This is a genomic window from Methylosinus sp. sav-2 (assembly GCF_004366495.1).
Taxonomy (GTDB): Bacteria; Pseudomonadota; Alphaproteobacteria; order Rhizobiales; family Beijerinckiaceae; genus Methylosinus.
In genome coordinates, this window is record NZ_SOEJ01000005.1 from 100318 (window position 1) to 126321 (window position 26004).

18 protein-coding genes are annotated in these 26004 nt (G+C 63.7%); 11 read left to right on the forward strand and 7 right to left on the reverse strand.

Annotated features, from left to right (window positions below; genetic code table 11):
- The first annotated feature begins 637 nt into the window (after positions 1 to 637).
- The 6 genes from EDE12_RS11530 to EDE12_RS11555 are packed head-to-tail and all read left to right on the forward strand — an operon-like array spanning position 638 to position 9135.
- Positions 638 to 1795: a glycosyltransferase gene (locus EDE12_RS11530; RefSeq protein ID WP_024880267.1), complete on the forward strand. Its 1158-nt coding sequence runs from the start codon at positions 638 to 640 to the stop codon at positions 1793 to 1795.
- On the forward strand, positions 1777 to 3957 hold the full coding sequence (locus EDE12_RS11535) for an exopolysaccharide transport family protein (RefSeq protein ID WP_084768531.1): 2181 nt from the start codon (positions 1777 to 1779) through the stop codon (positions 3955 to 3957). Before EDE12_RS11530 ends, EDE12_RS11535 begins: the two co-directional genes overlap by 19 nt.
- A 7-nt stretch (positions 3958 to 3964) precedes the next feature.
- A complete protein-coding gene (locus tag EDE12_RS11540) occupies positions 3965 to 5395 on the forward strand; it encodes an O-antigen ligase family protein (RefSeq protein WP_026598857.1) in 1431 nt (476 codons plus the stop codon).
- Positions 5392 to 6972: a lipid II flippase MurJ gene (locus EDE12_RS11545; protein WP_026598858.1), complete on the forward strand. Its 1581-nt coding sequence runs from the start codon at positions 5392 to 5394 to the stop codon at positions 6970 to 6972. Before EDE12_RS11540 ends, EDE12_RS11545 begins: the two co-directional genes overlap by 4 nt.
- Positions 6969 to 7985 (forward strand): polysaccharide deacetylase family protein, encoded by a 1017-nt coding sequence (locus EDE12_RS11550; RefSeq protein ID WP_026598859.1) that lies wholly within the window; start codon positions 6969 to 6971, stop codon positions 7983 to 7985. Before EDE12_RS11545 ends, EDE12_RS11550 begins: the two co-directional genes overlap by 4 nt.
- Positions 7978 to 9135, forward strand: a complete 1158-nt coding sequence (locus tag EDE12_RS11555) for a glycosyltransferase (RefSeq protein WP_026598860.1) — start codon at positions 7978 to 7980, stop codon at positions 9133 to 9135. Before EDE12_RS11550 ends, EDE12_RS11555 begins: the two co-directional genes overlap by 8 nt.
- On the opposite strand, the gene EDE12_RS11560 is transcribed toward EDE12_RS11555, so the two are convergent.
- Positions 9125 to 10462 (reverse strand): hypothetical protein, encoded by a 1338-nt coding sequence (locus EDE12_RS11560; protein ID WP_024880273.1) that lies wholly within the window; start codon positions 10460 to 10462, stop codon positions 9125 to 9127. The two genes, EDE12_RS11555 and EDE12_RS11560, sit on opposite strands and share 11 nt — an antisense overlap.
- A gap of 10 nt (positions 10463 to 10472) precedes the next feature.
- Here EDE12_RS11560 and EDE12_RS11565 point away from each other — a divergent pair, with 10 nt between their 5' ends.
- On the forward strand, positions 10473 to 11648 hold the full coding sequence (locus tag EDE12_RS11565) for a glycosyltransferase family 4 protein (RefSeq protein WP_036290962.1): 1176 nt from the start codon (positions 10473 to 10475) through the stop codon (positions 11646 to 11648).
- Between the two features lie 155 nt (positions 11649 to 11803).
- Positions 11804 to 12937 (forward strand): acyltransferase, encoded by a 1134-nt coding sequence (locus tag EDE12_RS11570; RefSeq protein WP_084768533.1) that lies wholly within the window; start codon positions 11804 to 11806, stop codon positions 12935 to 12937.
- Between the two features lie 24 nt (positions 12938 to 12961).
- On the opposite strand, the gene EDE12_RS11575 is transcribed toward EDE12_RS11570, so the two are convergent.
- The 4 genes from EDE12_RS11575 to EDE12_RS11590 all read right to left on the reverse strand — a co-directional run bounded on the left by EDE12_RS11575 (position 12962) and on the right by EDE12_RS11590 (position 18706).
- Positions 12962 to 14209 carry a glycosyltransferase family 4 protein gene (locus EDE12_RS11575; RefSeq protein WP_084768534.1) on the reverse strand — a complete coding sequence of 416 codons (1248 nt, stop codon included), beginning with the start codon at positions 14207 to 14209 and terminating at the stop codon, positions 12962 to 12964.
- A gap of 36 nt (positions 14210 to 14245) precedes the next feature.
- Entirely contained in the window at positions 14246 to 16045 is a 1800-nt protein-coding gene (locus tag EDE12_RS11580; RefSeq protein WP_026598864.1) for a carbamoyltransferase C-terminal domain-containing protein, read from the reverse strand.
- A gap of 586 nt (positions 16046 to 16631) precedes the next feature.
- Positions 16632 to 18029, reverse strand: a complete 1398-nt coding sequence (locus EDE12_RS11585; protein ID WP_024880278.1) for a HAMP domain-containing sensor histidine kinase — start codon at positions 18027 to 18029, stop codon at positions 16632 to 16634.
- Positions 18026 to 18706, reverse strand: coding sequence for a response regulator transcription factor (locus EDE12_RS11590; RefSeq protein ID WP_024880279.1), 681 nt, complete (start codon positions 18704 to 18706; stop codon positions 18026 to 18028). Before EDE12_RS11590 ends, EDE12_RS11585 begins: the two co-directional genes overlap by 4 nt.
- A 207-nt stretch (positions 18707 to 18913) precedes the next feature.
- Here EDE12_RS11590 and EDE12_RS11595 point away from each other — a divergent pair, with 207 nt between their 5' ends.
- From EDE12_RS11595 to EDE12_RS11605, 3 genes are all read left to right on the forward strand, one after another.
- Positions 18914 to 19288, forward strand: a complete 375-nt coding sequence (locus tag EDE12_RS11595; protein ID WP_024880280.1) for a hypothetical protein — start codon at positions 18914 to 18916, stop codon at positions 19286 to 19288.
- A gap of 79 nt (positions 19289 to 19367) precedes the next feature.
- On the forward strand, positions 19368 to 21614 hold the full coding sequence (locus EDE12_RS11600) for a TonB-dependent siderophore receptor (RefSeq protein WP_026598865.1): 2247 nt from the start codon (positions 19368 to 19370) through the stop codon (positions 21612 to 21614).
- Positions 21615 to 21697: 83 nt separating this feature from the next.
- The gene (locus EDE12_RS11605) at positions 21698 to 22924 is read left to right on the forward strand and encodes a PepSY-associated TM helix domain-containing protein (RefSeq protein ID WP_024880282.1); all 1227 of its coding nucleotides are present in this window, start codon (positions 21698 to 21700) and stop codon (positions 22922 to 22924) included.
- 12 nt (positions 22925 to 22936) lie between these two features.
- Here EDE12_RS11605 and EDE12_RS11610 read toward each other — a convergent pair whose 3' ends face one another.
- Together EDE12_RS11610 and EDE12_RS11615 are read right to left on the reverse strand one after the other, a co-directional pair.
- A complete protein-coding gene (locus EDE12_RS11610) occupies positions 22937 to 24280 on the reverse strand; it encodes a sigma-54 dependent transcriptional regulator (RefSeq protein WP_024880283.1) in 1344 nt (447 codons plus the stop codon).
- Positions 24277 to 26001 carry a sensor histidine kinase gene (locus EDE12_RS11615; RefSeq protein WP_024880284.1) on the reverse strand — a complete coding sequence of 575 codons (1725 nt, stop codon included), beginning with the start codon at positions 25999 to 26001 and terminating at the stop codon, positions 24277 to 24279. Before EDE12_RS11615 ends, EDE12_RS11610 begins: the two co-directional genes overlap by 4 nt.
- Positions 26002 to 26004 lie beyond the last annotated feature (3 nt).

The window sequence follows — 26004 nt, forward strand, 5'->3', positions numbered from 1 at the left end:
CGTGGCCACGGCCCGACACGCACTCCCGACCGCGAGAGGGGGCCCACCTCCTCGAGCGGCGCGGGCCGACACCGATCAGCAAGTCGACCTTTGCGGCCGCATGCACTCGGCGATCCACGTTTCTAGGCTTTCACGCTCGCGAACTTGCCGAGCGCGTCGACGCCGCGAGATCATCATCAACAGATCCGCGCGCCTCATTCGCGTGATCATTTGTCTCGACCAGAGACGTCGGATCGCCGCAGCGCCGGCGAGCGCCGTATGGCGCTGCTCGGACTATAGGCGCTCGCGGAGCGAGAGACCGCCGATCACGCGATCGAAACGCATCACCTCGATCGCTCTTCAATCCACGAAGATCGCTCGCTCTTTCGACGTGGAGCGTTTGCACGTTACGCCGCCGAAGATGCTCTTGCCGAAAAGTCGAGCGCTTCCACGTTAACTATGCTTAACAAAAAATTACTTTACGAGAGCGTAAGCGGAATCGTACAAATGCCCGCAGCGAGCGGAGGAGCATTCCACCTCGAGGACCGCCGAAAGGCCTCGCCGCCAGTGCATTTATTTAAAGTCGTAATTGGCCCTACCTCGTCGATTGTGATCGCATGGACGAGCGCCCTGGAACCACGAGGGGAAGATTTCTCTGATGCGTGTCGCGGTTGTGCACGACTGGCTCTATGTCTTGGGCGGCGCCGAGCGCGTCCTCGGCGAAATTTTGCAATGCTATCCGCAAGCGCATGTCTTTTCGCTCTTCGATGTTCTCCCACCCGCAGATCGCGCCATGATCGGCATCGGCCGCGAGACGACGAGCTTTCTGCAAAACGCTCCTTTCGTCGGCACGCATCATCGCTTGTATCTGCCGTTGATGCCATTGGCGATCGAGCAGTTCGATCTCTCCTCCTACGACCTCGTCATCTCCAGCAGCTTCGCCACCGCGAAGGGCGTGCTGACGGGCCCCGATCAGATTCACATTTCCTATGTGCATTCGCCGATGCGATATGCTTGGGACATGCAGCATCAATATTTGCGCAACAATGGCTTCGAGAAAGGGATCAAAGGAGCCGTCGCCCGCATATTGCTTCATTACCTGCGCATCTGGGATACGCGAACGGCGAATGGGCCGGACGTGCTGGTCGCCAATTCGCAATTCGTCGCGCGACGCATAAAGAAATCATATGGGCGGAAAGCAAAAGTAATCTATCCGCCGGTCTCGCTCGGCCGAGGCGGAGAGGTCTCACGTCAGCCCTATTTCCTCACCGCCAGCCGACTCGTGCCGTATAAGAATGTCGAAGCGATCGTGAGGGCTTTCGCCGAGCTGGAAGATCTTCGGCTGATTGTCGCGGGAGACGGCCCAGAGGCCGCGCGCCTGCGCAAGATCGCAACCGACAATGTCTCCTTCGAAGGCTTCGTCAGCGATGAGCGGCTTCGCTATCTGATGGCCTCCGCGCGCGCTTTTGTTTTCGCCGCCGAGGAGGATTTCGGCATCGTCGTGGTCGAGGCCATGTCGGAAGGAACGCCGGTGCTGGCGCTCGATCGTGGCGGCGCGAGAGAATCGGTGTCCGCGAGGGAGCCGCGTTCGGGAATGTTCTTCGCGAATGCGACGCCGGCGGACATCGCCGATTGCCTACGCAGATTTGTCGCGGAAGAGGATCAGTTTTCCCGCACAGCCTGCCGAAGGCAAGCGCAGAATTTTTCGGCCGAGCGCTTTCGGCGAGAATTCAAAGATCTCGTGGACCGAACGATCGCAGATCGCGAGCGCGGCAAGCAATCGAATTGGACGCCCGCATGGCCTATGACAATCTAGGCGCAACCGTTTCCGATCTGGAGCCGAGGCGCGCGACGAGCTATGCCGCAGACCCGCCGGGACGCGGCCTGCTCGCCGCGCTGTGGCGACGCAAAGTGATATTCGTGGTGATTTTCATCACGATCCTCGGCGCATTCATCGCAGCGCTCCTGGTGCTGCCGGTCCAATATATGGCGACAGGCTCGGTGATCGTCGCCGAGCAGGAGCCCGGCGACAATAATTCTTCCGCCGTTTGGGCGCAGAAGGCCGGCGATCCCGCCGATATGGAGAGTCAGCTTCTCATCATCGGCTCGTCGCGCGTGCTGAAGGCGGCGATCGCCTCGCCGGGCATTCTCGAACTGGCGTTGCAGGATTGCGCCGCGAGCAAAGGGATCGGCGCCTTGCTGGAGAAGCTCGGCCGCCGCTCGGGCTGCGACAAGCTGAGAGAAGACTCCGACGCGCTCGTCGAGTTCGTCCGCACGCGCTATTCCATCGGCAATGTCGGGCGATCGCGCGTCATCGGCATTTCGTACCAATCCACTCGGCCGGAAATAGCGCAGAGGATGGCCAATGCGCTGATCGCCGCCTTCCTCGACGACCAGCGCGCGAACCTGTCGTCCGGGCGCCAGCACGCCGCGGATTGGCTGTGGGCCGAGGTCCATCGGCTCGAGACCGAATTGCGCGACGACGACGGCAAGATTCAAGAATACAAGCGGAAGAAAGGCCTCGCGCGCGGAACCAATGCGCTGATCGATTCCGAACGCCTCACCAGCCTCACACAGCAGCTCTCCACCGCCGAGGCCACGCGCGCGGAGGCGTCGGCGCGGTTGAAGGAGATCACCGCGAACAAGGGAAAGGGCTTGGCCGACTCGCCCGCCGTGCTGGCGAGCCGCAGCGTTTCCGATCTCAAGCAGCAGATCACCATGATCGAGATCCGGCTCGCTTCCGCCCGGACCACGCTCGGCGATCGGCATCCCGCCATGCGCGAGCTGGAGCAGGAGCGCGACATCGCCCAGCGACGGCTCGCCGCCGAGGTCGCCGGCGTCGCCGCCGCGGTGAAACGCAATTACGAAGCCGCCAACTCGCTCGTCGCCTCGCTGAAAGCCAAAGTGGAGGGCGCCAAGACAGAGGTCGGCGACGCAATGATCGACCAGGGCTCCATAGAGACGCTGGTGCATGGCGTCGATATGAAGAGGCGCCAATATTCCGAGCTGTACAAGCGCGCCAGCGAGCTCGATGCGGATCGTCGCGTGCTGAACGGTAGCACGCGCCTCGTGGGCTTGGCCGAGTTCCCCAATCAGCCCTACTTCCCGAAGAAGCTGCCGTTCCTCGCTGCGGGATTGACGCTGGCCACGCTGCTCGGAGCCACGGCGGCGATTTTGCGCGACCGCTTCGACAAGACCCTGCGCGGCTCGGCCGAGCTCGCCGCTCTCGCCGGCGACGCGCTCTGCGTCGAGCTGCCGCATTTGCGCAGCGCGCACGGCAAGCTCTTCGGCCTGCTCGAGCGTCGAGATCGCGCCCTGCCTTTGAAGGCTCTCACCAAGCTCGCGGAGAGCGACGAGCCTGCGCAACGCGCGTTGTTCGAGATCTATTCGAGCGCGCGCATCGGCGAGGCGAAAGGTTCGAGAATCATCGCCGTGACCTCGCCCGCGCGCGGCGACGGCAAGACATTCCTCACTCTCGCCCTGGCGCATTTCGCGGCGACGATGGGGCATCGCGTGCTGGTCGTCGAATGCGACCGCGCCAATCCCTGCTTCGAATCCGCGCTCGACCTCGAGCACGGCCCGGGCCTGCTCGAGGCGCTGGACGCAACGTCGCCTCTGCGGGACTGCGTGACGGGAACCGCCTCGCGAATGCTCGACGCTCTGCCTCTCGGCGCCTCCGGCAAAGCGGCGCCGCCGCAGATCGGCAAGCGCATCGAGACCGTGGTGAAAGCGACGCGCGACTATGAACTCGTCCTGCTCGACTGCCCGCCAGCGGATGCATTGGACGCGCGCCTTCTGGCTCGTCAGGCGGATTCGATCCTGTTCTGCGCGCGCGCCGGAGGATGCTCTGCGGAGGAAGCGCTCGCGGCGACCGAGGGGCTCACGGCTTCCGGCGGGCGACTGCTCGGCCTCGTCGTCAACATGACGGAGCGCGACGAGGCGCCATTCCAGCAACGCTTTTCGCGTGTAACGGCCTGAGGCGGAGATGGCGAGTCTCGCTGGCGCCAGAACAGAGAACGCGCTCCGTCGCGACGCGGCGCACGGCGCGCGCGACCATTTGATCGGATGCGCCGCAGCGCTCGGCGCATTGCTGATCGCCGGCGCTGTCGGGCCTTTCCTCGGCGCGCCCGCACGCGCGCTCTATGTGCTCGCCTGCGCGGCTGTCGGATGGTGGACATGGCGACGCGGACCCTCGGCTCATGTCGGAGCCGCGCTGCTCCTGTTTCTCTTCACGCCATTCGTGAGACGGCTTGTCGACGTCCGCCTCGGCTATGACACGAGCAGCCTGATGCTGGTGGGGCCGCTGGCCTGCCTCATGGCGCCTCTTTCCCACATGCTCGGCCTCATGACCTCGGCGGGCCGGATGCGGCGCATGGAGCCTCTGCTCTTGGTCATCGCCTGCGTCGTCTACGCGATGATCCTCACCTTGTTCAAAGGCGAGTGGATGAGCGCCGCGCGCGACACCGTCAAATGGTTCGCTCCCCTGCTCTACGCCATGCTGCTCGCGGAAACCGCCGACAAGGACGAAATTCTAGCCGCCGTCACCAATGTGTTCGCGATCGCTTTGCCGATCATCGGCGTCTACGGCGTCGTGCAATATGTCGATCCAGCCGTCTGGGATCGCTATTGGATGCAGAATGCGCCGATCACCTCGATCGGCCAGCCCGTCCCCTATAGCGTGCGCGTCTTCAGCACGATGAATGCGCCCGCGGGCTTTGCGACCTTCACCGCCGTAGGGCTGCTGCTCGTGTGGTTTCGCAAGAGCGATTGGCTGTCTCAGATCGCCACTGCGCCCGCGGCGCTCGCGCTGTTTCTTTCGCTCTATCGCACGGCCTGGATATCGCTCGTCGTGGCCATGCTGTTCTGCGCCTTGTTCCGCGCCACGCGCGGACGCTCGTTCGTCATGATGATCGGCCTATGCGCGGCGACGATCGTCGCCTTGATCGCGACGCCCTTCGGCGAGTCGATCAGCGCGAGATTGGCGACCTTCACGGAAGGCAGCCGCGACGGCAGCGCGCGCGAGCGCATCGATCAATATTCCGCTCTATGGAATCTTTCCGACAGCTCGCTGATCGGCGCCGGTTTCACCACGGTCGACACGGGCGTCGCCGGCTCGCAGCCGGTCGATGGAATGATCATCGCCTGCTGGCAGTCGATGGGAATCGTCTTCGGTCTCATATGCCTCTTCGCGCTGGTGTGGGTCACTGTCTCGGCGATCGTCGGCGCGCTGAACGACGGCCGCGCGGAAAGCGTCATGCTCGGCGCATTCGGCGCCTTCTTCCTCGTGCAATTGCCGCTCGCCGGCATAGGCTCGGGCGAGGCCGGCTTTCTCTTCTGGACCTTCATGGCGCTCGCGCTCGCCTCCGTCCCGGCGCCGGGCCTGCGTCACGGCTTCGACCTTCGGCGGCGCCGATGAGCTGGACCCAGCGCCTCCGCAGCGCCGCGCCCTCGGTGAGCCTTCCGAGCACGAGCGCGGCGCCGGCGGCGCGCGCCGCGCCGCGCAAAATGGCCGCGCTGCTGATGCTCGGCGCGCTCGCCAGCAAGATTCTCGGCTTCGCGCGCGAGATATTGATGGCGCAAGTGCTGGGCGCATCGCTGCTCGCCGACGGCTACAGAGGCGCCGTCACGGTGATCTTGCTGCCCTTGTGCTTTCTGCAGAATGAGAGCGCGCCGGCCATTCTCATCCCCATGCTGCAACGCGCCCAGACGGAAGGGCGCGCCCCTCGCCTGCTCGCCTCGCTCTGCTGCGCGCTGACGCTCGCCGCCATTGCGGTGATGCTCTGCGTGCAGACGCTGGGCGCATGGTGGATCGATCTGATGCTCGGCGGCTTCACGCCCGAGGGCAAGGCGCTGACGCTGAGCTATGTCGAGATCATGAGCTTCGCCATGCCGGCCTCTGTGCTGGTGAACACGCTGGCGGCGGGCGAGATCGCGCTCGGCAAGACGCGACTTTCCAATCTGCGCGCCGGCCTCTTGAATCTGTCGATGATCATCGGCCTCGCCCTCTATGCCTTCCTCGGCTGGTTCGGCGCGCTCGCCTGGCCCTTCACCCTCTCCTTCATCGCCTTGGCGCTGTTCGGCCTCTGGTCGCGCTATCGGGAGCGCACGCTGGACCCGAGCGGCGCGCATCCCGCCATGATCTTTGCGGCCGGACGCGAGTTTCTGTGGCGCCTGCGCCCGCTGCTCGCGCTTCCTTTCGCGGAACAGACGCAGGTCTGGATCGAGCGCTTGGCGGCCTCGCGAAACGTCACCGGCGCGGTGGCCTCGCTCGACTATTCACGCACGCTCTCGGACACGGCGCTGCTGCTCATCAGCCAGCCGGTCGGCCTCGCCTATATGTCGAGCTATCGGAAGGACGAGAGCCATCGTCAGATCGAAGCGATCACGCGCCTTATCCTCGCGCTCACCGTGCCGGCGTCCGCCTTCGTCTTCGTCTTCGCGTCCGATATCGTGCGGCTGGTGTTTTTCCGCGGCGCCTTCTCGGAGACCGGCCTGCTGCTCGCCAGCGCGACGCTGCGCGGCGTCTCCATCGGCCTATGGGCCTCGACGCTCGGATGGATTCTCCTGCGGCATCTCAACAGCGAGGGCCGCAATGCGCGGGCGACGCTGATCGTCGTCGGCGCCTATCTCGTCAATATCGTCATCAACGCGCTCGGCGCATGGCTGGCGCCGCCGCTCGGCCTCGGCATGCTGCTGATCGGCCTCGGCGAGAGCGCGCGCAGCCTCACATTGCTGGCGGGGACGACATGGGCCTTGCCCAATCGTGGACGGATATTGTCGCTGACATGCGTGGCGGCCGCGCCCGGCGCCGCCATGCTCGCGGCCGGATGGATGATCGAGGCGCAAGCGAACGCCCTCGCGCTGCGGCTCATCGCCGGCGCCGCAGCTTGCGCAGTCTGCACCGCGGCCGGAGCATTCGTGCTGCTGCCGCAGCTGCGTGGCGCGGGCTTTTCGAAGCTGCGAAAATTGCTTGGACCAGGAGAGCGGCCATGAGTCTCGCGTCGAGCTTGACAGACGTCCTGCCGATGGAGGCCGCGCTACGACCTATCGGCGCGCTCCTCGACACGGCGAGGGGCGCGCGCGGCTGCCTGCTCACCTTTCATCGCGCCGCCCCGAGCGCGCTATGGGAGCGGCTGCCCAATCGCAATTTCTATCTCGATCTCGCCTATCTCGATCGTCTGCTCGTCTATGTGAAGGCGCAGCGCTGGTCGATCGTGACCATGGAAGAGGCGATAGAGCGCGCAGCCGCAAATCGGCCCGGCGATCGCTTCGTGAATTTTTCCGTCGATGATTGCTACCGAGACACTTTCGAGGAGATCGTCCCTCTGTTCCGCGCGCATGGAGCGCCGGTGACGCTCTTCGTGACCACGGGCATTCCCGATGCGACAATGCCGATGTGGCATGCCGGCCTCGAGGACATCATCCTGAGCAAAGACCGCATTGCTCACGACGGGGAGACAGTAAAAGTCGAGACCGCGCAAGAGAAGCGCGCCGTCTATGCGGCGATCGAGCGGGCCTGGGAAGGCCCCCGCGCCGGCGCGCTCTATTCGGCCTTTTGCGCGGAGAATGGATTCGACGAGGCGCAGCTGCGCGAGAAGCACGCCATCTCCTGGGACATGCTGGAATCGCTGGCGCGCGATCCGCTCGTCGAGATCGGCGCGCATACGGTCGATCATCCGCGCGTCTCGGCGCTCGCCGAAGCGGAGGCGCTCGCCGAGCTCGAAGCCTGCCGTCAGCGCCTGCGCGAGCGGCTCGGCCGAGAGGTTCGACATTTCGCCTTTCCCTTCGGCCGCGCGGCCGATGCGGGCGAGCGTGATTTCGAGCTCGCGCGGCGAGCGGGCTTTTCCTCGGCGGCGACGACGCGCAAGGGCGTGATGCGGCGCCGGAGCAATGTATTCAGCCTGCCGCGCAACACGCTGAATGGCGCCGCCAGAAGCCTGGCGATGGCCGAGCTGCATTTGACCGGCGTGTCCGGCGTCGTCGCGAGGATGCTCGGCCGTGTCTGAGCTTCGGAGCGCCCCCTCCTCTCTGCGCGTCGTTTCCGTCGCGCATTCCGCCGTCGGCCAGAAAGGCGGCCGCCAGCGCTACACGCCCCTGCTCCGGCAGAGCGATCTCGATCTGCATCTCGTCGTGCCGAAAAATTGGCGCGAGTTCGGCCGCTCGCTCATCGGCGAGCCCGCAATCGACCCCGACATGCAGCTGCATGTGCTGCCGATCCTGTTCCCGAGCGCTGGGCCGTTGAACTGGTATCTGCATTTCTATCCGCGCCTCCCGCGCCTGCTGCGCAAGGTGCGGCCGCATGTGCTTCATCTTTGGGAAGAACCTTGGAGCATAGTGGCGCTGCAAGCCGCGCTGACGAAGCAGGATGCAGCGCTCGTGCTCGAGGTCGATCAGAACATACTCAAGACCCTGCCGCCGCCATTCGAGACCATTCGCCGCTTCGTGCTGAAGAAATGCGCGCATATTCTCGCGCGCAGCCCGGACGCCGAGGCCGTGGTGAGGGCCGGCGGCTATGAGGGTCCGGTCACGATGATCGGCTATGGCGTGGATCAGGACTGCTTCCGTCCCGACGGAGCCGTGGAGCCGCGGGGCGCGGGATTGCGCATCGGCTATGTCGGCCGTCTCGTCGAGGAGAAGGGGCTCGACGATGTGCTGGATGCGATCGCGCGCGCGGAGGCCAGTGTCAGCCTCGATCTGATCGGCGCCGGCCCGCATGAAGGCAAATTGCGCGCGCGTGTGGAGCGCCTCGGCCTCGGCGAGCGCGTGAGCTTTCGCGATTGGGCGCCGCCGCATGAGGTCGCGCAATTCATGCGCGGGCTCGACGCGCTGATCTTGTTCACGCGCACGACGCCGCGCGTCCGCGAGCAATTCGGCCGCGTCATCATCGAGGCGCAGAGCTGCGGCGTGCCAGTGATCGGCTCCACCGGCGGCGCGATCCCCGATGTGATCGGCGAAGGCGGATGGGTCGCGCCCGAGCGCGACAGCGCGGCGCTCGCGCGCCTGCTCGACGACATCGCCGTCGGAAAATACGATCTGCGCGCGACATCACGCGCTGCGCTGGAGAATGTCGCCGCGCGCTTCACCTATGAAGAGGTCGCGCGCACGCTGCGGCGCGCTTGGCTCGAGGCCCATGATGCGCCGTCGATCAGGGCTTAGGCCGGGGCAGGAAAACCATATAGGTCTCGTCCGGCTTCAGCCCGGCGAAGCGATGCTCCGGTCCCGCCACAGGGACGCGTCGACGCAATCCGTCCCAGCCCCACAGCTCCGCGGTGACGGCCCATGCCGGCAAGGGCACGGTCCATGCGGAGCCGGGCGCGTCGGTCCAGCCCTCGAGATCATGCCAGACCAACAATCGTCCCGTCGGACCTTCCAGCGTCAGCAGCCCCTTCTCGCGATCGATGGAGACGAAATGCATCGAGCCCGCGAGCGCGATCAGATTGCGCAGCACAATGGCGCGCGCCTCCGGCCGCCAAGGAGCGGCGCCGGACGCCATGGCGTAGCTCGGCCCCTCGATCGCGCCAGTGTCGCCGAGGTTCCAGGGCATGGCCAAAACGGTCGCAGGCCTGCGCCCGTCGGCGCCGACCACCGCCATCTCGTCCCAAAAGGCCGTCAGGAACAGCTTGGCGGCGGTCTCCGGCCGCGCCCAGCCTTCGGATTTCGAGATATTATATTCGGTTGCGTAGAAATTAATATCGCGCGAAAGGCCCATAGCCTTTTTGACGCGATCGAAGCAGCTCTGCGCCGAGAATTGGCGACCGCGAGTCAAAGGAAACCAGCGGAAGTTATAATAAGTGTGCAGATCGACGCCATCGAGGCGACCATCCTCGAGCAGTGGCGCAATGGCCGGGCCATAGCCGCGCAAAGTCGCGTCGCCATGCGAGTTGCAAGTGGCGAAGCCGCCGGGCACGACCTTCAGATCACGATTGACGCTGTGAACGCCATCGGCGAGCCCCTCCAGCGCGCGCCGATATTCCTCGCGCGGAATGGTCGCCTGCACATCCGGCTCGTTGATCGCCGTGAAGATGGTCGCGCCCCATCCGCTCACCTGATTGGCCTTCGCCCACTCGCCGCCGGGCTGAAAGCGCCGCGCATAAGCGACGCCGGCGATGAACCAGTCTCGGTAGGAGCCGATCGGCTGCGGCGGATCGAGAAACTGATAAGAGCCTTCGTATTCCAGCAGAATGACCGGCGTGATTCCGCGCTCATACGCCTCGCGCATTGCGGCGTCGAAATCGCTCGGCGTCGGCTTGCGGTCGAGCGTGCGCCAGCCATAGGAATCCATGCGGCCGAGCGGCGCGCCGACTCCGCGCAGCGCCGCATAGATTTGCGCGGAAGGCGCTCCGTGCAGATGCGTCACCAGATTCCCGCCGCCGATGCGCATCCGCAACGGCGCATCGGCCTCGGAGGCCCTATCCTCGCAAAAGGCGGCCGATGCGACGAATAGCAGCGTCGAGCACGCTATTCTTACGAAGATTCCTGTCATGGACTTACCAATGGGCTCACACAATTCACTCGAAATCGTTCAGGTCGTGCAAGAATTCAGCCGAGACGGCGGCGTCGAGAATGTCGCCTTCGAACTCACGAAAGCCTTCACACGCGCCGGAGCGCGAAACAGCGTCGTGGCCGCGGTCGTCGCGGACGATGGCGACGCGCCCTCCGAAATAGAGCAGATCACGCCATGGCTCTCGCACGTGCCGACGCGCGGCGCCATGCGCCATATCGGCCGGCTTGTCGTCATGCCGATCTTCACGCTCGCCGCGACGCTGGCCCTTCGGCGCCGCGCGCGGACGGCGCAGATCATCAGCCATGGCGACTGCCTGCGCGGCGACATGCTCGTCGTCCACGCCGTGAATGCGGAAAGTCTCCTGCAGAAACGTAAGGCCGGCAATTGGGGCTGGCTTATCAATCCTATGCATTATTGGGTCGCCCTGCGTGACCGATGGATGATCGGCGGGCTCCGCTACCGCAAATACATCGCCGTCTCCGCTCGCGTCCGCGAAGAATTGCAACTGCATTACAATGTCCCCGCCGAGCGAATTCGCGTCATCTACAATGGCATCGATCTCGATCGTTTCCAAGCCTCGGAGGAAGCGCGCGCGCAGATTCGTGGCGAATTCGGAATACCCCACGACGCGCGGCTGCTGCTGTTCGTCGGACATGAATTTGCGCGCAAGGGACTCGCGCCGCTGATCGAAGCGCTGGCGCTTCTGGACGACCGCTATTGGCTGGCGGTGGTCGGTTCCGACAATCCAGCGCGCTACAGAAAGCTCGCCGCGCAGGCCGAGGGCCGCCTCGTTTTTTGCGGCGCGAGGCGCGACGTCGCCGCCTTTTATGCCGCGGCCGACGCTTTCGTGCTGCCGACCGCCTATGAGACCTTCTCGCTCGTCTGCATGGAGGCGATGGCGGCCGGCCTCCCGGTCTTCGCGACCCGCGTCGGCGGAATCGAAGACTATTTGCGGGACGGCCTGAACGGCTTTGCGATCGAGCGGAACGCCCGGAATATTACGGAAAAATTGCGCTCCGCCTTCGAGGACGAGGCCGGCTTCGCGACATTGCGGGCCGGCGCCCGCGCCACCGCCGAGAGTTTCGGCTGGGACAGCGTCGCGACGAAATATCTAGAATTGTTGGAAGAAATGCAAAAGGAAGAGCTGGCGGCGGCCAAGCGATAACTTCGTCGAAAGCCTCCGTGCGGCGGAACTACACAAAGAAGCAACAAACATTCCGCATTGCGCGCTCGGTCGACAGTCAAACCGGCAGAATTTGCGCTTGGTAAATCATTCGGCGCGAGCTAGACAACATCGATGGGGAAAGCTGGAACTCGGTAATGCGGAAGTGGTTGAAGCTGAAGCCGCTCGTGGCGAAATCGGGGGAGATGCTGCACCTCGACGCCCTTCGCTTCCTCGCCGCGCTCGGAATCGTGTTTCACCATTCCAAAGAGTTCATGCTCTCTTCCGCCGCCAATGAGCGCTCGGATGGCTTGGCTCTATTCGTCGACATGTTTTTTATCATATCTGGATATGTCATATCTTACATGTATTTCGGCCGCATCGACGATCTGAGCTCTTATGGCGGCTTTTTAAAAAAGCGCATCGCGAGACTATTCCCGCTTCATCTGCTGACGCTCATTGTTTCAGCGATCCTATATGCGGGATTTTCGGCGCTGCAATTGCCGAGCCGGCATACCCCTTCCTTCAGCCCGCTGTGCATAGCGGATACGATCCTATTGCTGCATACGATCATCGAATGTGGAAATCGTCAGTATTTCAACGGCGTCAACTGGTCGATCAGCGTCGAGATGATGATGTATATCGGCTTTCCTATCGCCATTATTCTCGCTCGAAGCGCCAGGCAGAGAGACGTTTTCGTCATCGCGACGATCTGCGTCGCAATCATTCTCGGCGCCCTTTACCGATACGGTCTCGATTTCGGCGTTCATGATTGGATCGACACCGACCGTTTTCATCCGCTTCTGCGCGGCGTTTTCGGCTTCGGCATCGGCGTGGCGCTCTTCCGGCTCCGTCATCTCCTCGAGCCGTTCACACCGCCTATCCCCATTCTCGCGGGAGGCCTGCTGGCGATCGTGGCCGCCATGCTCTCGGGACAATCGCCCTTGCTGATCTTGGCTCTGATCATCTTGCTCGTGACGGGCGCCGCAGCGCGCGACCTCTACGCGGCCGCCACGCCCGGCCTGACGCAGATCGCGCCGCTCGGACAGCTCACCTATTCGATCTATATGTGGCACAATTTGTTTATTCTGGTTTTAATAAACATCGTCGGCGACAAGCTGATGAAGGGCAGCGGAATCGCAATCGTCGCGCTGAGCCTCGTCTGCTATGCGTGCATCTTCGCAACGAGCCTTATTTCATTTCATCTATTCGAGGTTCCGATGCGGCGCGCGATCGATGGAATTTCCGTCTTCGGCAAGGCTCGCGCGCAGAAATCGAGCGTCGCGAGCTGAATGCGCGAAAGGCGCGCGCGACCGTCAAGCGGCGCCGACGCCTCTCGCCGGCAAACATTCCAGCAGTCGCTCCCAGAGATCGAGAGCGACGCGCTTGTCGAGCTCTTCCTCGCAGAGCCGGCGCGCCTTCATGCCAATGTCACTGCAACGAGCCGGATCCAGCGCGAGCGCCGAGATCTGCGCTGCCAACTCCTCCCCATCTCCGTGTGGCGCCACGGATCCGAGATCGCTTCGCCTGACGATCTGCGCAATCTCACCGTCCAAATCGCCGATGAAAATCGTCGGACGACCGGCCGCGGCGACGCCATAGAATTTGCTGGGCACGACCGAGCCCTCGAGATCGGGTCGAAGGCACACGAGATGGACATCCGCCGCCGATAGGCTCTCCGAGAGGCGCTCGCGCGGCTGGTAGGGCGCGAATAAAACGCCCTTCAGCCCCTTGGCGCGCAGCTCGCGTCTGAATGCCTCGTGAAGCGCGCCCCCGCCCACGATTAGCCATCGAATTGTCGGGGCCTCCGAAGGCCCGCAGCTCAGGCGCTCGATCGCGCCAAGCATAGCGCGATAATCATGCGCGCGCCCGAGATTGCCAGAATAGCCGACGACAAAGGAGCCTTCGAGCCCCCATTCTTTTCGCAGCGGATTGTCTTTTGGCGCGACCGGACGGATCCGCTCGGCGTCCGCCCAGTTCGGAATGACGGCGATGCGATCCGCCGCCACGCCCAGCGACGACAATCGCTCCGCCATTTTTTTACCCACCGCCACATTCATCGCCGCCGCACGCAATGATGCGTTGCGCAGCGCATGAAGCAGGTCGTAGACGAGACCCGGAAGCTGGCGTCTGCCGAGCCCCACGGCCTGGGCCACCTCCGGAAATAGATCCTGTAGCCAATTGACCAGAAGCGCGCCGCGCAAATACGCGATCGGAGCGACGATGACGGACAGCATCGGTGGGTCGGTCTCGGCGATGATAATGTCTCCGGCGCGCGCTAATCGCAAGAGTCGCCACGCGGCGGACAGATAGAAGGTCACATAGTCGATCGCCCGACCGATGAGATCGCCGCGGCCGAAGCGCGACGTCCACACACGAAAAACCTCGACCCCGCGGATGACCTCATGAGCCGGCAAGAGATCGTCTGACGCGTCATATCGCAGCCGCGAGGCGATGACGCGCACATCATGCCCACGCGCGCTCAATCCGAACGCCAGATCGGATAATATCTGGCTCGTCGCCGAATGGTCTGGGTGAAAATAGCGGTTCACGAAAATGAGCATCACGACTCCGAGTGCTGCGGCGCTCGAAGCCGGCGCTCAACCATTTCGACGACGAATGAAGCTGTTCCCCAACGCCAGCACATCCATCTTAGTTCTCAAGAAGCAGTCCAGCGCCTCGTCGGGCCTGCAAACCATGGGCTCGTTCTCGTTGAACGATGTGTTGAGCACCATGGGCACGCCCGTCCGCACCCGGAACGCCTCGATCAATCCCCAATAGCGCGGATTGGTCTCGCGGTGAACCGTCTGCAAGCGCCCCGATCCGTCGACATGGGTGATCGCGGGTATCGCCGCACGCTTCTCTTCCCTTATCTGAAACACTTGCATCATGAACGGCACGTCGCCATCCTCCTCGAACCAATGCGCAACGCTCTCTCTCTGGATCGAAGGCGCAAAGGGACGGAAGCTCTCACGACGCTTGATTTTCAGATTTAGAATGTCCTTCATATCGGCGCGGCGCGGATCACAAATGATCGAGCGATTGCCGAGCGCGCGCGGCCCCCACTCCATCCGTCCTTGGAACCAGCCGACGACCTCACCCTGCGCTATGGCGTCCGCAGCACGCTCGCACAGCGCGGCTTCGTCTCCGATATGCTCGACGACGCAATCCTGACCGGCGAGCTCCGCCCGGCGCGCGGCGAGCAGAGCCTCTATCGACTCGTCGTCATAGGTTGGACCGAGATAGGCGTGATCCATCACACTTCGGCCCGATATCCTGTCCCCCTCCAGCGCCGTCGCCGTCGATGCTCCAGACACGATGCCCCCGAGCTCGCTCCAGACCTGCATCGCAGCGCCGATCGCGCCGCCAGCGTCACCCGCCGCAGACTGAATATAGACCCGACGGAACGGCGAATTGCGCTTGATCTTGCCATTCGCCACCGAATTCATCGCGCAGCCCCCGGCGAGCGTGATATCGGAATGCCGATAACGATCATGAAGCTTAGTCAGCAAATGGAAGAAGGCTTCTTCATACATCGCTTGCGCAGAACGCGCGATATTGCGATGGCGCTCCTCCAGCGGCTCGTCCGTGGCCCGCGCCGGTCCCAGCAGATGCTCGAGCGCCGAACTATAGAGCGCGCCGACATGAGGCGCTCCTCCAGTCCATTCATACGCGATTTTTTCCTTATGATGGCGGAAATAGCGGAGATCGAGCGCGAAAGCGCCATTGTCCTCGAGCCGAAGAATACGTCGCATTGCGCTCATGAAAAGGGGTCGGCCATAGGGCGCGAGCCCCATGACCTTATATTCGTCGCCATAGTGCGGAAAGCCGAGATATTGCGTGATCGCCTGGTAGAAGATCCCCAGCGAATGCGGAAAATAGACGCGTCCGTCGATCGACACGCCATTTCGATCGCCCATGCCCCAGGCGGCGCTCGAAAAATCGCCGAACCCATCCACCGACAGAACCACCGCGCGCTCGAAGGGCGAGACCAGAAATGCAGACGCCACATGAGCCACATGATGCTCAATGCGATGAATCTCACCGTTGAAGGTCGCTCCCGGGAACGCGCCTTCCAATTCCGCTTCGATCGACCGCCGCTTTGTCTGATTGCGGATGCGATCCGCAATGAGCGAAAGATCTGGGCGCGTCTTCAGCGCATAGCCGATCTTACGAAAGAGGCTCGCCTTCGGATCAGAATTCACCGCGATATGCGCCACATTAGCGAGCCTCAGACCACCTTCCCCGAGGCAATAGCGGATGGCCTCCGATGGAAACCCCGCCCAATGCTTGACGCGGCGGAAACGCTCCTCCTCCGCCGCCGCGACAATCGAGCCGTCACGCACGAGACAGGCAGAAGCGTCGCCATGATAGGCGTTGAGCCCAAGTATGGTCGTCACGCTATCCCCTTTCTGACCCACCGCCGAATTCAGTCTCGCCGCCAACCATCCACGCGCCCGTCCGTCGCACCACTGGGAGAGTCGTCTCACAGCAGCCTTTGAAAGCGCGCCCATTGCTGCGTCGCACAGCGGTTGCAGAGGAGATCAAAGGCATTTCCATTTTACCGCACTGTGGGTGAGTTGAAACTCTTACCCGCATCGATCGAGACGCCAATGCTCGTTCGACATGTGCTCACATAGCGCGCCGAGCATCGAGCAATCGATCCGGTCTTGCAAGCGCATAGGAATGGCGACCAAGCTCGATGAGCTGATAACGTCTTGGGGCGTTGCAGCCTGCGAGTTTGAAGTCGACGTGCACGACCCCGCGGATTCGCGTGCTCGGCCACAAAGTGAGGATCGTAGCGCGTCACGCGCGACGCTCTGTCGGCCATAAGCAACGAGCGACATCGACCGATCATGGAGACTTCGAGAAAGTGGTTCGCCTCGATAGCCATCGCGACCTCGATCGAGCTTCACAACGGCGTCGCCCCAACCGCCGGCAGCTCGCAAAATCTCGATGGCGATCCGTTCGCGGAACGGATGAAGCTCATCCCGGCCCTTCGGTCGCATTGGCATGGAGCGGAATCGACGGAAAAGCCATCTTGAAGGTCGCGCCTCCGCCGATCGTATCCTCGATCCAGATGCGGCCGCCATGGGCCGTCATCAGCTCTTTCCCGATCGCCAAGCCGAGGCCGGTTCCGTCCGCGACGGCGCTCTTGCGCCAGAAGGGCTCGAAAACCATGTCCCGATCCTCGGGCGCGACGCCCGCGCCGTGATCGACGACCGATACAGAAGGACCGTCATCGACAATGACGACGATCGCTCCGCCCGAAGGCTCGGCCCGCAACGCATTGTCGATGACATTGGAGACAACGGACTCGATCGCCATGTGATCGCCTCGGATCGTGACGGGCGTGGGGGACGCGATGAAATCGATCTGGCGATTGCTCCGATAGGCGAGGAGAAGCGCGTCGGAGACGATGGCCTGCGTCGTCTCCACGAGGTCGAACCGCTCGAAAGCATCCTCGGCGTGCGCGCCGATGCGGGAGACCGCGAGCAATTGCTCGACGATATTGCGGATGCGGCGGGCATCGCGCTTCAGATCATTCTTCAGCGTCGGCTCCTCCGGCGCGTCGAGCCGCGCGCTCAATATGGCGACCGGAGTGCGAAGCTCATGCGCGGCGTTGGCGGTGAAGCGGCGTAGCGTCATGGCGCCGTCGTCGAGACGGGCCAGCGTCTCATTGGTCGTTCGCACGAGCGGCGCCAGCTCGTCGGGATAATTGCCTTCGGGCAGGCGCTGGTGCAGAGAGTTCAGATCTATGCCCGTCAAGCCCGTTGTGAATTCGCGGATCGGCCGTAGCTCGCGCCGGATCGCGAACCATAAGACAGGGACCGACACCACGAGCGGCGTGACCAGATAATAGATATGACCCCAGGATTGCTTCAGGAACCCGATTACGAGATCGGTCCAATGGCCCTTGAAGCCATAGACGACGACTTGAAGTCGGCCGATCGGCGTTTCATTGGCTTCCATCACGGCGTCGCCATTGGCGCGATCGCGGCCCGGCAGCGTGAATTCGATCCAGTTCGGCTTATAGGGCAGCAGCGCGGCGAAGCTGCCGGCGAGCTCCGGCGACGAGCCGGAAGCGACCAATTCCCTCTCCGGATCGAACACAGCGAAGCGCAGACCGGGATTGCGCTCGATCTCTCGTCGCAGCGCCGCGGACGCCTCGATGCGAACGAAGCCGCTCTCGTCGCGCGTCAATGATGCGATCACCAGCTCGCGCGCGCGCATGACGGCGTAGAATTTCAGCGTGTCGTAATTGAACCCGACGACGCCGTAATGATCGAGGAAGATGCTGACGAACCAGCCGATCGCGAAGGCCGATATCTGCGTGACGACGAGCGTTCGCAGCAGACGGGTCGACAGCGACCAGCGCTTCATCGTCCAGCCGCTTCCGTGAGCATGTAGCCGATGCCGCGCGCGGTCAGGATCGTCACATCGGCGTCGGCCGAGGTGAGGCGCTGCCGCAGACGCGAGACGAGAGTGTCGATCGCATTCGACTGCACATCGTCGCCGGTGCTGAAGACCTCGTCGAGCAGCACATCGCGCGTCACGACGCGGTCGGCGCGCCGGACCAGCGCTTCGAGAAGCGTGAGCTCGCGACGTCGCAATGTGATCGGCCGTCCCTCGATGGCGACGCCCCGCGTCGCCGGATCGAAGGACAGCGCGCCGATGCGGATCGGCGGCAGCGAAGCGCTGCCGGGACGACGCAGGCAGGCGCGCACGCGGGCGATAAGCTCCTCGCCCTGAAAGGGCTTGGTCAGATAATCGTCGGCTCCGGCTTCCAGGCCGGACACTTTGCTGGTGAGCGAATCGAGCGCGGTCAGCATCATCACTCGCGCGCCGGGCCGCATGGCGCGGATGCGCGGGATCAGCTCGGCGCCGTCGCCGTCCGGCAGGCGCCGGTCGAGCAGATTGAGGTCATAGGCGATCTGCCGCGTCGCCTCTTCCGCCTCGCGGATCGACGTCGCATGGTCGATCACGAAGCCCGCGCCTTTGAGCAGGGAGGAGAGGAGCCGCGACATGTCGGGCTCGTCCTCCACCAACAGGATCTTCACTGGACGCCGCTCCAGTCTTGTCTATCCCAGCCCCGCAACGGACGTAGCACGGCCGGATTGTTGCCGTAAAGTCACAGTCAGGCTGAAGATCGCGGCGGGGCAATTTTGACAGACTGGTGATAGGAAGCCTCTCTACCGTTTCGGGAAATCGACAACGGAGACGGGACGACGGTGCAGCGGAAACTCCGAGCGAGGGAAAAAGGCGCGATGCTCGGGACGACGCTGCGCGCGCTCGCCTTCGCCGCGCTCGCCTTCGTCCTGCTGCTGCAGAACATCGTCGCAACGGGGCAGGCCCATGCGCGGCGCGCGGGCGTCGGCGCCCCCGCCGCGACGTCGCTCTCGAAGCTCTGCATGCCGGGCGCCGCCGGCGACGCGCAGCACGCCGATCATAAAGCCGCCTGCGTCCTCTGCTGCGGCGCGCAACAGAGCCCGTCGCCGCCGCCGCGCGAGGCGGCGTCGAACCACCTCGCGCGGCGCATCGCCGTCTTTCTCGATCGCGCGCCCGAGAGCCCGCGCACGCCGTCCGCGCAGAGCGGATGGGCGAGCTCCTGGTCCTCGCGCGCGCCGCCTGCTCGCCCCTGACCGATCGAAGGCGGCCCCGAGCCGCACATCCCCTCGGTTCGCGCGAGCGCGATGCGCCGCGCCAGGAGCTGTGACCATCATGTTTCCCACCACGCTTTCGCGCGGCGTCTCCGCCTGCGCGCTCGGTATCTCACTTCTCTCGTCGGTCGCCTCGGCGCAGGAGGCTTTGCCCGCCATCGACATCGGCAGCGGCTCCAAGCCGACTCGCAGCACGGACGCCGCCGCGACGGATCCCGAAAAGCAGACGGGCTATGCGCGCTCGGCGAGCTTCAGCGCGACGAAGACCAACACGCCCTTCATCGACACTCCGGCCGCCGTCCAGGTCATACCGCATGAGCTGATCGCCGATCAGCAAGGTCTGAACACCATGGAGCTGGTCAAGAACGTCTCCGGCGTGCAGGCGACGGGACGCTATTTCGACTCCTATCTTATTCGCGGCTTCAAGACGGGCTATGGCGAGACCTATCGCAACGGGTTGAAGCTCGAAGCCGTGGTCGGCGGCGAGGAGGTGGCCTTCACCGATCGCGTCGAGGTGGTGAAAGGGCCGAATTCTGTGCTCTACGGCCGCATCGAGCCCGGCGGCTTCGTGAATGTCGTCACCAAGCGTCCGCAGGAGGTTTTCAAGGCCGAGGCGAACGAGCAGTTCGGCAGCTGGGGGCTGTCGCGCACGAACTTCGACGTGACCGGCCCCGTGGACGAGGCGAAGACCGTCCTCTATCGCCTGATGGGCGTCTATGACCATGCCGATTCCTTCGTGAATTTCGATCATCGCGACAATGGCGCGGTCGCGCTCTTTCTCACCTTCCGGCCGACGCAGAATTTCGAGTTCAATGTCCAGGTCGAGCATTATGAGAAGCGGCAAACGGGGCCATCCGGCGTCGGCGCCATTCCAGTCGATCTCCGCTACGACACGAGCGGAAATGCGCAGGTCATCCCCGGCTACAATGACCGGCCGCTCAATTTGGGACGAAACTTCTCGATCGGCGATCCGGGCCTGTGGAAAAATCAGCCCTATGTCGTCCGCCGAACGCTCATCGGCTACGACTGGACCTATAAGTTCGACGAGAAGTGGAAGATCACCAATCGTCTCCACTATTCTGGAAGCAATGATAGCGCTTACGGCTTCGAGACCTATGGCGGGTTCGACGGAACGACCATCTCCCGCGCCTTCTATGGCGAACGCAATTCCATCCAGATGCTGTCGACCAACCTCGATCTCTCCGGAGAGTTCGAGACCGGACCCATCACCCATCGCCCTCTCGTCGGAATCGACTGGTTCTCGACCGAGAGGAACTCCAATGGCTCGGACAGCTATGGCTATCCGCTCAATATCTATGCGCCGGTCTATGGGGTCTATAATTCGAAACTCGCTTTCGACCGCTACATCACCGGATCGAACATGCTCTGGCGTGCAACCAACAGAGACTTCGGCGTCTATGCGCAGGATCAGATGTCGTTCTTCGACAATCGCATTCACCTGCTGCTCGGCGGACGATGGGACAAAGCGCAAGGCGGCAACCCCAAGGACTATGGCGACGGCTGGGCGAGCTGCTATCCCTTCTGCACGGGATTTCCAGGAAGCAACTATCAGGACAAGCCGAAGCTTTCGCCCCGCGCCGCTGTGCTGTTCAAAGTCACGGATGATCTGTCCATCTACGGCAGCTATGTCCGCTCCTTCGGCTCGAACAATGGCGTCTCGAGAGACGGCTCAGCCTTTCCGCCACAGGAGGGCCTGCAATGGGAAGTGGGCGTCAAGAAATTATGGCTCGACGGCAGAGTGACGACCAGCCTCGCGCTGTTCGATCTGCGCAAGAAGAACCTCCTCCAGCGCGATCCATTCTTCCCCGGCCGCAGCATCGCGATCGGTGAGGTCGCCAGCCGGGGAATCGAGGTCGATATCTCTGGGCAGGTGACTGAAAATCTGAGCGTCATCGCCAGCTACACATTCGATTCCGTCAAGCTCACCAATGACAACAACAACGGAAACGCCGGACATCGCTTCAATGGGGCCGCCCCGAATGTCGGCAACATCTGGGCCAAATGGGACACCGCGCCGCATCAATCCGAAGGTTTCGAGTTCGGCGGCGGGCTCTATGCCTCGGACGAGCGCTACGGCTCTGACGCCAATACGTGGAAGCTGCCCGGCTATGTCCGCTTGGATGCGATGGGCGCCTATCGGACCGAGATCGACGGACACAAGGTGAAGTTCCAATTCAACATCAAGAATCTCACCGACCGCCACTATTTCGAATACAGCGACGGCTCTCAATACGCCTACTACGGCCAGCCGCGCACATTCATGGGCTCGGTCAATTTCCAATGGTGAGAGGCGAGCCTTCGCCATGAAACGCATCGGCGCGCGTCCTGAGCGCGCGCCGAATTTTTCGTCGAACGTCTGGAGCGGCCGCCATGACGCGCGCAATCTTCGTGTTCCTGCATCGCTGGGCGGGACTCGCCATGGCGAGCTTCCTGATCCTGGTCGGAGTCACGGGAAGCATTCTCGTCTTCCTGCCCGAATTGAATCACTGGCTGACGCCGAACCTCTATCCCGGCCGGCAAGACGGAGCGGAGCTCTCCGCCAGCGCGCTGCTGCGCCGCGCCGACGAGCTCACGCCGCAAGCGCGCGCGACGCGAATCTTCTTCGCGGCGCCGGGAACGACGATCGTCTCCTTCGAGGCGAAGCCGGGCGCGCCGGAGGTCGACGCTCTCTATCTCGATCCAGTCAGCGGTGATGCGCTCGGCCGCGTGAAGCAAAAGGGCCTGCCGGAAAGCCTCGGCGATCTCCTGCCCTTCATCGACCGTCTGCATTGGTCGCTTGCGCTCGGCCCTTGGGGTGTGTGGCTGCTCGGCGTCGTCGCGCTCATCTGGACGATCGACTGCTTCATCGCCTTCTATCTCACCCTGCCGGCCAATCTCCTGCGCCGGCGCGGCTTCCTCGCGCGGTGGAAGCCCGCCTGGCTCATCAAGAGCGGCGCCTCCTTCTATCGGCTCAATTTCGATTTGCATCGCGCGAGCGGATTATGGCTGTATCCGCTGCTGCTCGTTCTCGCTTGGTCGGGCGTGTGCTTCGATCTCAATGCCGTCTATCGCGGCGCCATGGGGCTCGTCTTCGATTTCGAGCCGCCGATCTGGAAGCGCGAAGCTCCGCCCGCGCCGGATGGACGCGAGCCGATGCCTTTCGAAGAGGCCGAACGCATCGCACGCGATCTTATCGAGAACCGCGCCGCGCGCGAAGGCTTCACGATCGACCGCCGCGTCGACTTTTCTCTCGATCGCGAGACCGGACTCTATGCCTATGGCGTTCACAGCAGCCGCGACGTCGGCGAGAAATATGGCGGGACGACGATCGCCATCGACGCCTATACGGGCGCCTTGCACGGCTTCCACGCTCCGACCGGCGGCAAGGGCGGCGACACCGCGACCGAATGGCTTGTCGAGCTGCATATGGCCAATGTGTTCGGCCTACCCTATCGCATTCTCGTCTGCGTCGCCGGCGTGGCAATCGCTCTTCTCTCCGTCACCGGCGTGGTCATTTGGTGGAAAAAGCGAGTCGCTCGCCGACGCCACGACAAACGGAGGGAGCCGGACAAAGAGGATGGGACGCGATCGGCCAATAGGTCTACAGCGTCGCTATGAAGTGACGCTGGACTATCGCAACCCCAGCCGCGCCATCATCTTCAACAGCCCGACGCGGGAGACGCCGAGACGGCGGGCCGCAGCGCTATGATTGTGCTCGGTGGCGGCGAGCGCGGCGCCGATCATGCGGCGCTCCAATTTCTCCTGCGCTTCGGGAAGCGTTTCGGCAACAGCTTCCGCCGAAGGCAGAACTCCGCCGCCGCGCGCGAAATTCAAATCCTCGGCGGAAATCGTCGATGATTGCGGATCGGCGAGCGCGGCGGCGCATTCGATCGTCGCTTTCAGCTCGCGGACATTGCCGGGCCAGGACTGCGCGACGAGCCAAGCGAGCGCCTCCTGCGAGAACCGCAATTTGCGCTTCTTCGCCGCTTGGCCGAGAAAATGTGCGGCGAGAAGACCCAAATCTTCGCGCCGCTCGTCCAGCGCCGGCGTGCGAATAACGACTCCGCGCAGGCGATAATAGAGGTCCTCGCGAAAGGCGCCGGAAGCGATCATCGCCTCCAGATCGCGGTGCGTCGCGCTGATGATGCGCGCATCGGCGCGCCGCGCATCGCGCCCGCCGACGGGCGTATAGGTACCTTCTTGCAGGAAGCGCAGCAGCTTCACTTGGCAGGGAAGCGGAGTCTCGCCGATCTCGTCCAAAAACAGCGTGCCGCCGCGCGCTGTCGCGACGAGGCCGGGGCGATCGGCATGGGCGCCGGTGAAGGCGCCTTTGAGATGGCCGAACAATTCGCTCTCGATCAGCTCTGCGGGAATCGCGCCGCAATGGATGGAGACGAAAGGCCCGCGACGCGCGCTCGCCCTGTGCAGCGCATGAGCGACGAGCTCCTTGCCGGAGCCGGTTGGGCCGAGGATCATCACGGGAAGCTCGGCCGGGCCGATGCGGCGGATCATATCCTTCACATGCGCCATGGAAGGGCCATTGCCGATCAGCCCATCGTCGGAACTCGCCTTCTCCGACCGCAGCCGCGCGATCTCGCGCTCCAGCGCCGCTTTGGCGAGCGCGCGCTCGACGCAAAAGCGCAGCAGCTCCGGCTCCACGGGCTTGGCCAGAAAATCCCAGGCGCCGAGCGCGACGGCGCGCAGCGCCAGCTCATGCTCGCTATGCGCCGTCAGCACGACGGTGACGGCGCTCGTAAAATCCGGCAGCAGCGACAGGCCCGCCTCGGGCGTGCGCTCCGGAGGCATGACGAGATCGAGAAGCACGAGATCTGGCCGCGCCTGCGCGAAGGTCTCGCGCGCAGAAGCCGCGTCCTTCGCCGTCACCACATGATAACCTTCGCGCGTCAGAAAGGCGCCGGCGACGCGCGCGAAAGCAGGCTCGTCATCGACGATGAGGATCGTCTCGCCGCTCATCTTTGAAACCTCAAAGTGACGCAGGTGGAGAAGCCCGCGCGCGCGCCGAGCGCGACGGAGCCGCCATGCGCCGCCATGATCTTGGCGACAATGGCGAGGCCGAGCCCCGTGCCTTCGCAGGAACGCGAAACAAAGGGCTGAAACAGACGGTCCTTGATTTCCTCTGGCACGCCGGGGCCGTCATCACAGACATGAATGAGCGTCGCTTCGGGCGTCGTCTCGACGAAGACAGCGACGCGGCCGCCGGCGGCGCGCGCATTGGCGATGAGATTGTCCATCGCTTGGGCGAAACGGAAAGGATCTGCGCGCAAATGCGTGTCGCTCGCGATGTGAATCTCAATGTCGCCGAAAGCGTCGGCGAGGTCGATATCGGCCGGCTCGATCTTCCACGGCTTGGCATAGTCGAGCAATTCGGCGACGAGACGATTCATGCGCCGCGTCTGCTCTATGATCTCGGCGCGCGCTTCGGCCGGCGCGGCGGCGGCGGCCATGTTCACGATGTTGAGCGGATTGCGCAGATCATGCGCAATCGTCGAGGCGAGCATTCCGAGCTCGGCGAGCCGTTCGCTCTCGGCGCGGCTTTTTCGGCGATCGATGTCATCGAGGCTCTGCGTCAGAATATCGGCGTACACAATGGCGAGACGGCGCGCGCCCGGAGGCGAATCCGAAAAGCCGGCAAGCGTCGCCTTCCATTTGTCGCCCGTATCGGAGCAGCGAAGCGCCGGCTCCGGCCCTTCGCTGCAAAGAGTCACATCGACAGACGGACGCATCGCGGCGCGCAAATGCGTGCGCGCGATCTCGATCGCCTCGGCCGTTGTGTCCGCGCCCGCGAGGTCGCCACGCCATTGTGCGATCATCTCGGCGGAAATCTCAGGGCCGGCGTAGACGAGCCGATCCGCGGCGCGCCGGATGGGCTCGCCGAAAGAGAAAGCCAGCGCCATGGCCGCGGCGACAACGAGCCACATGGACACGAAATTCATCGACGGCGCGAGGAAACTCAAAGGCGCCGCGGCGAGCAATCCGGCGACGGCGGCGGCGAGCAGCAGCACGAGCGCATAGGCTGCGGCGCGGCGCGCCCAGACATTGGCGGCCATCAGCTCGTAGCGCAAAATGCCGTAGACGAGCAGCGCTGGATAGAACGGCAGAGCGAGAATGGACCAGGGCGCGACAGCCACGCCGAACAGTGGCGGCGCGAAAGAGACGACGGTCGATAGGCCGACGAGGGACGAGACGAGAACGATCGCAATCTCGCGTCGGCGCTTGCCCTCGGCGCGGCGCAGAGCGAAAGCCATCAGCCCATTGCCATAGGCGGCGAGGCCGATCGCCACGGCGACGCCGAAGATCCCCGCGCCCGCGAAGCGAAAACCGCGCAGGCCCGCGTGTGTTTCGAAAAAATCGCCAGCGCCGAAGAAGAGCAGCGAGAGCGTCGCGCCAGCGCCGAGCGCATGGACGATCGGAAGCGTGCGCGCGCCCTGCCCCGTCAGCCGGATCGCGAAATCGACAGCGAGCGCCGAGCCGAGCGGAGCCAGCGCCATCGACGCCGCGCCGATGCGCTCGGGCAGGATCAAGCCGAGGGCGAAAAGCCCGACGATCACGACGAAGGCCGCGAGCTGCTTCGCGCCCGGCGCCGCGCCGGCTCGAGCCAGGAGAAACGCTGAAAGCGCGACGCTCGACAGGAAGGTCGTCGAGATGGAGAGGGTGAACAGCAGGCTCGGCGTCATCGC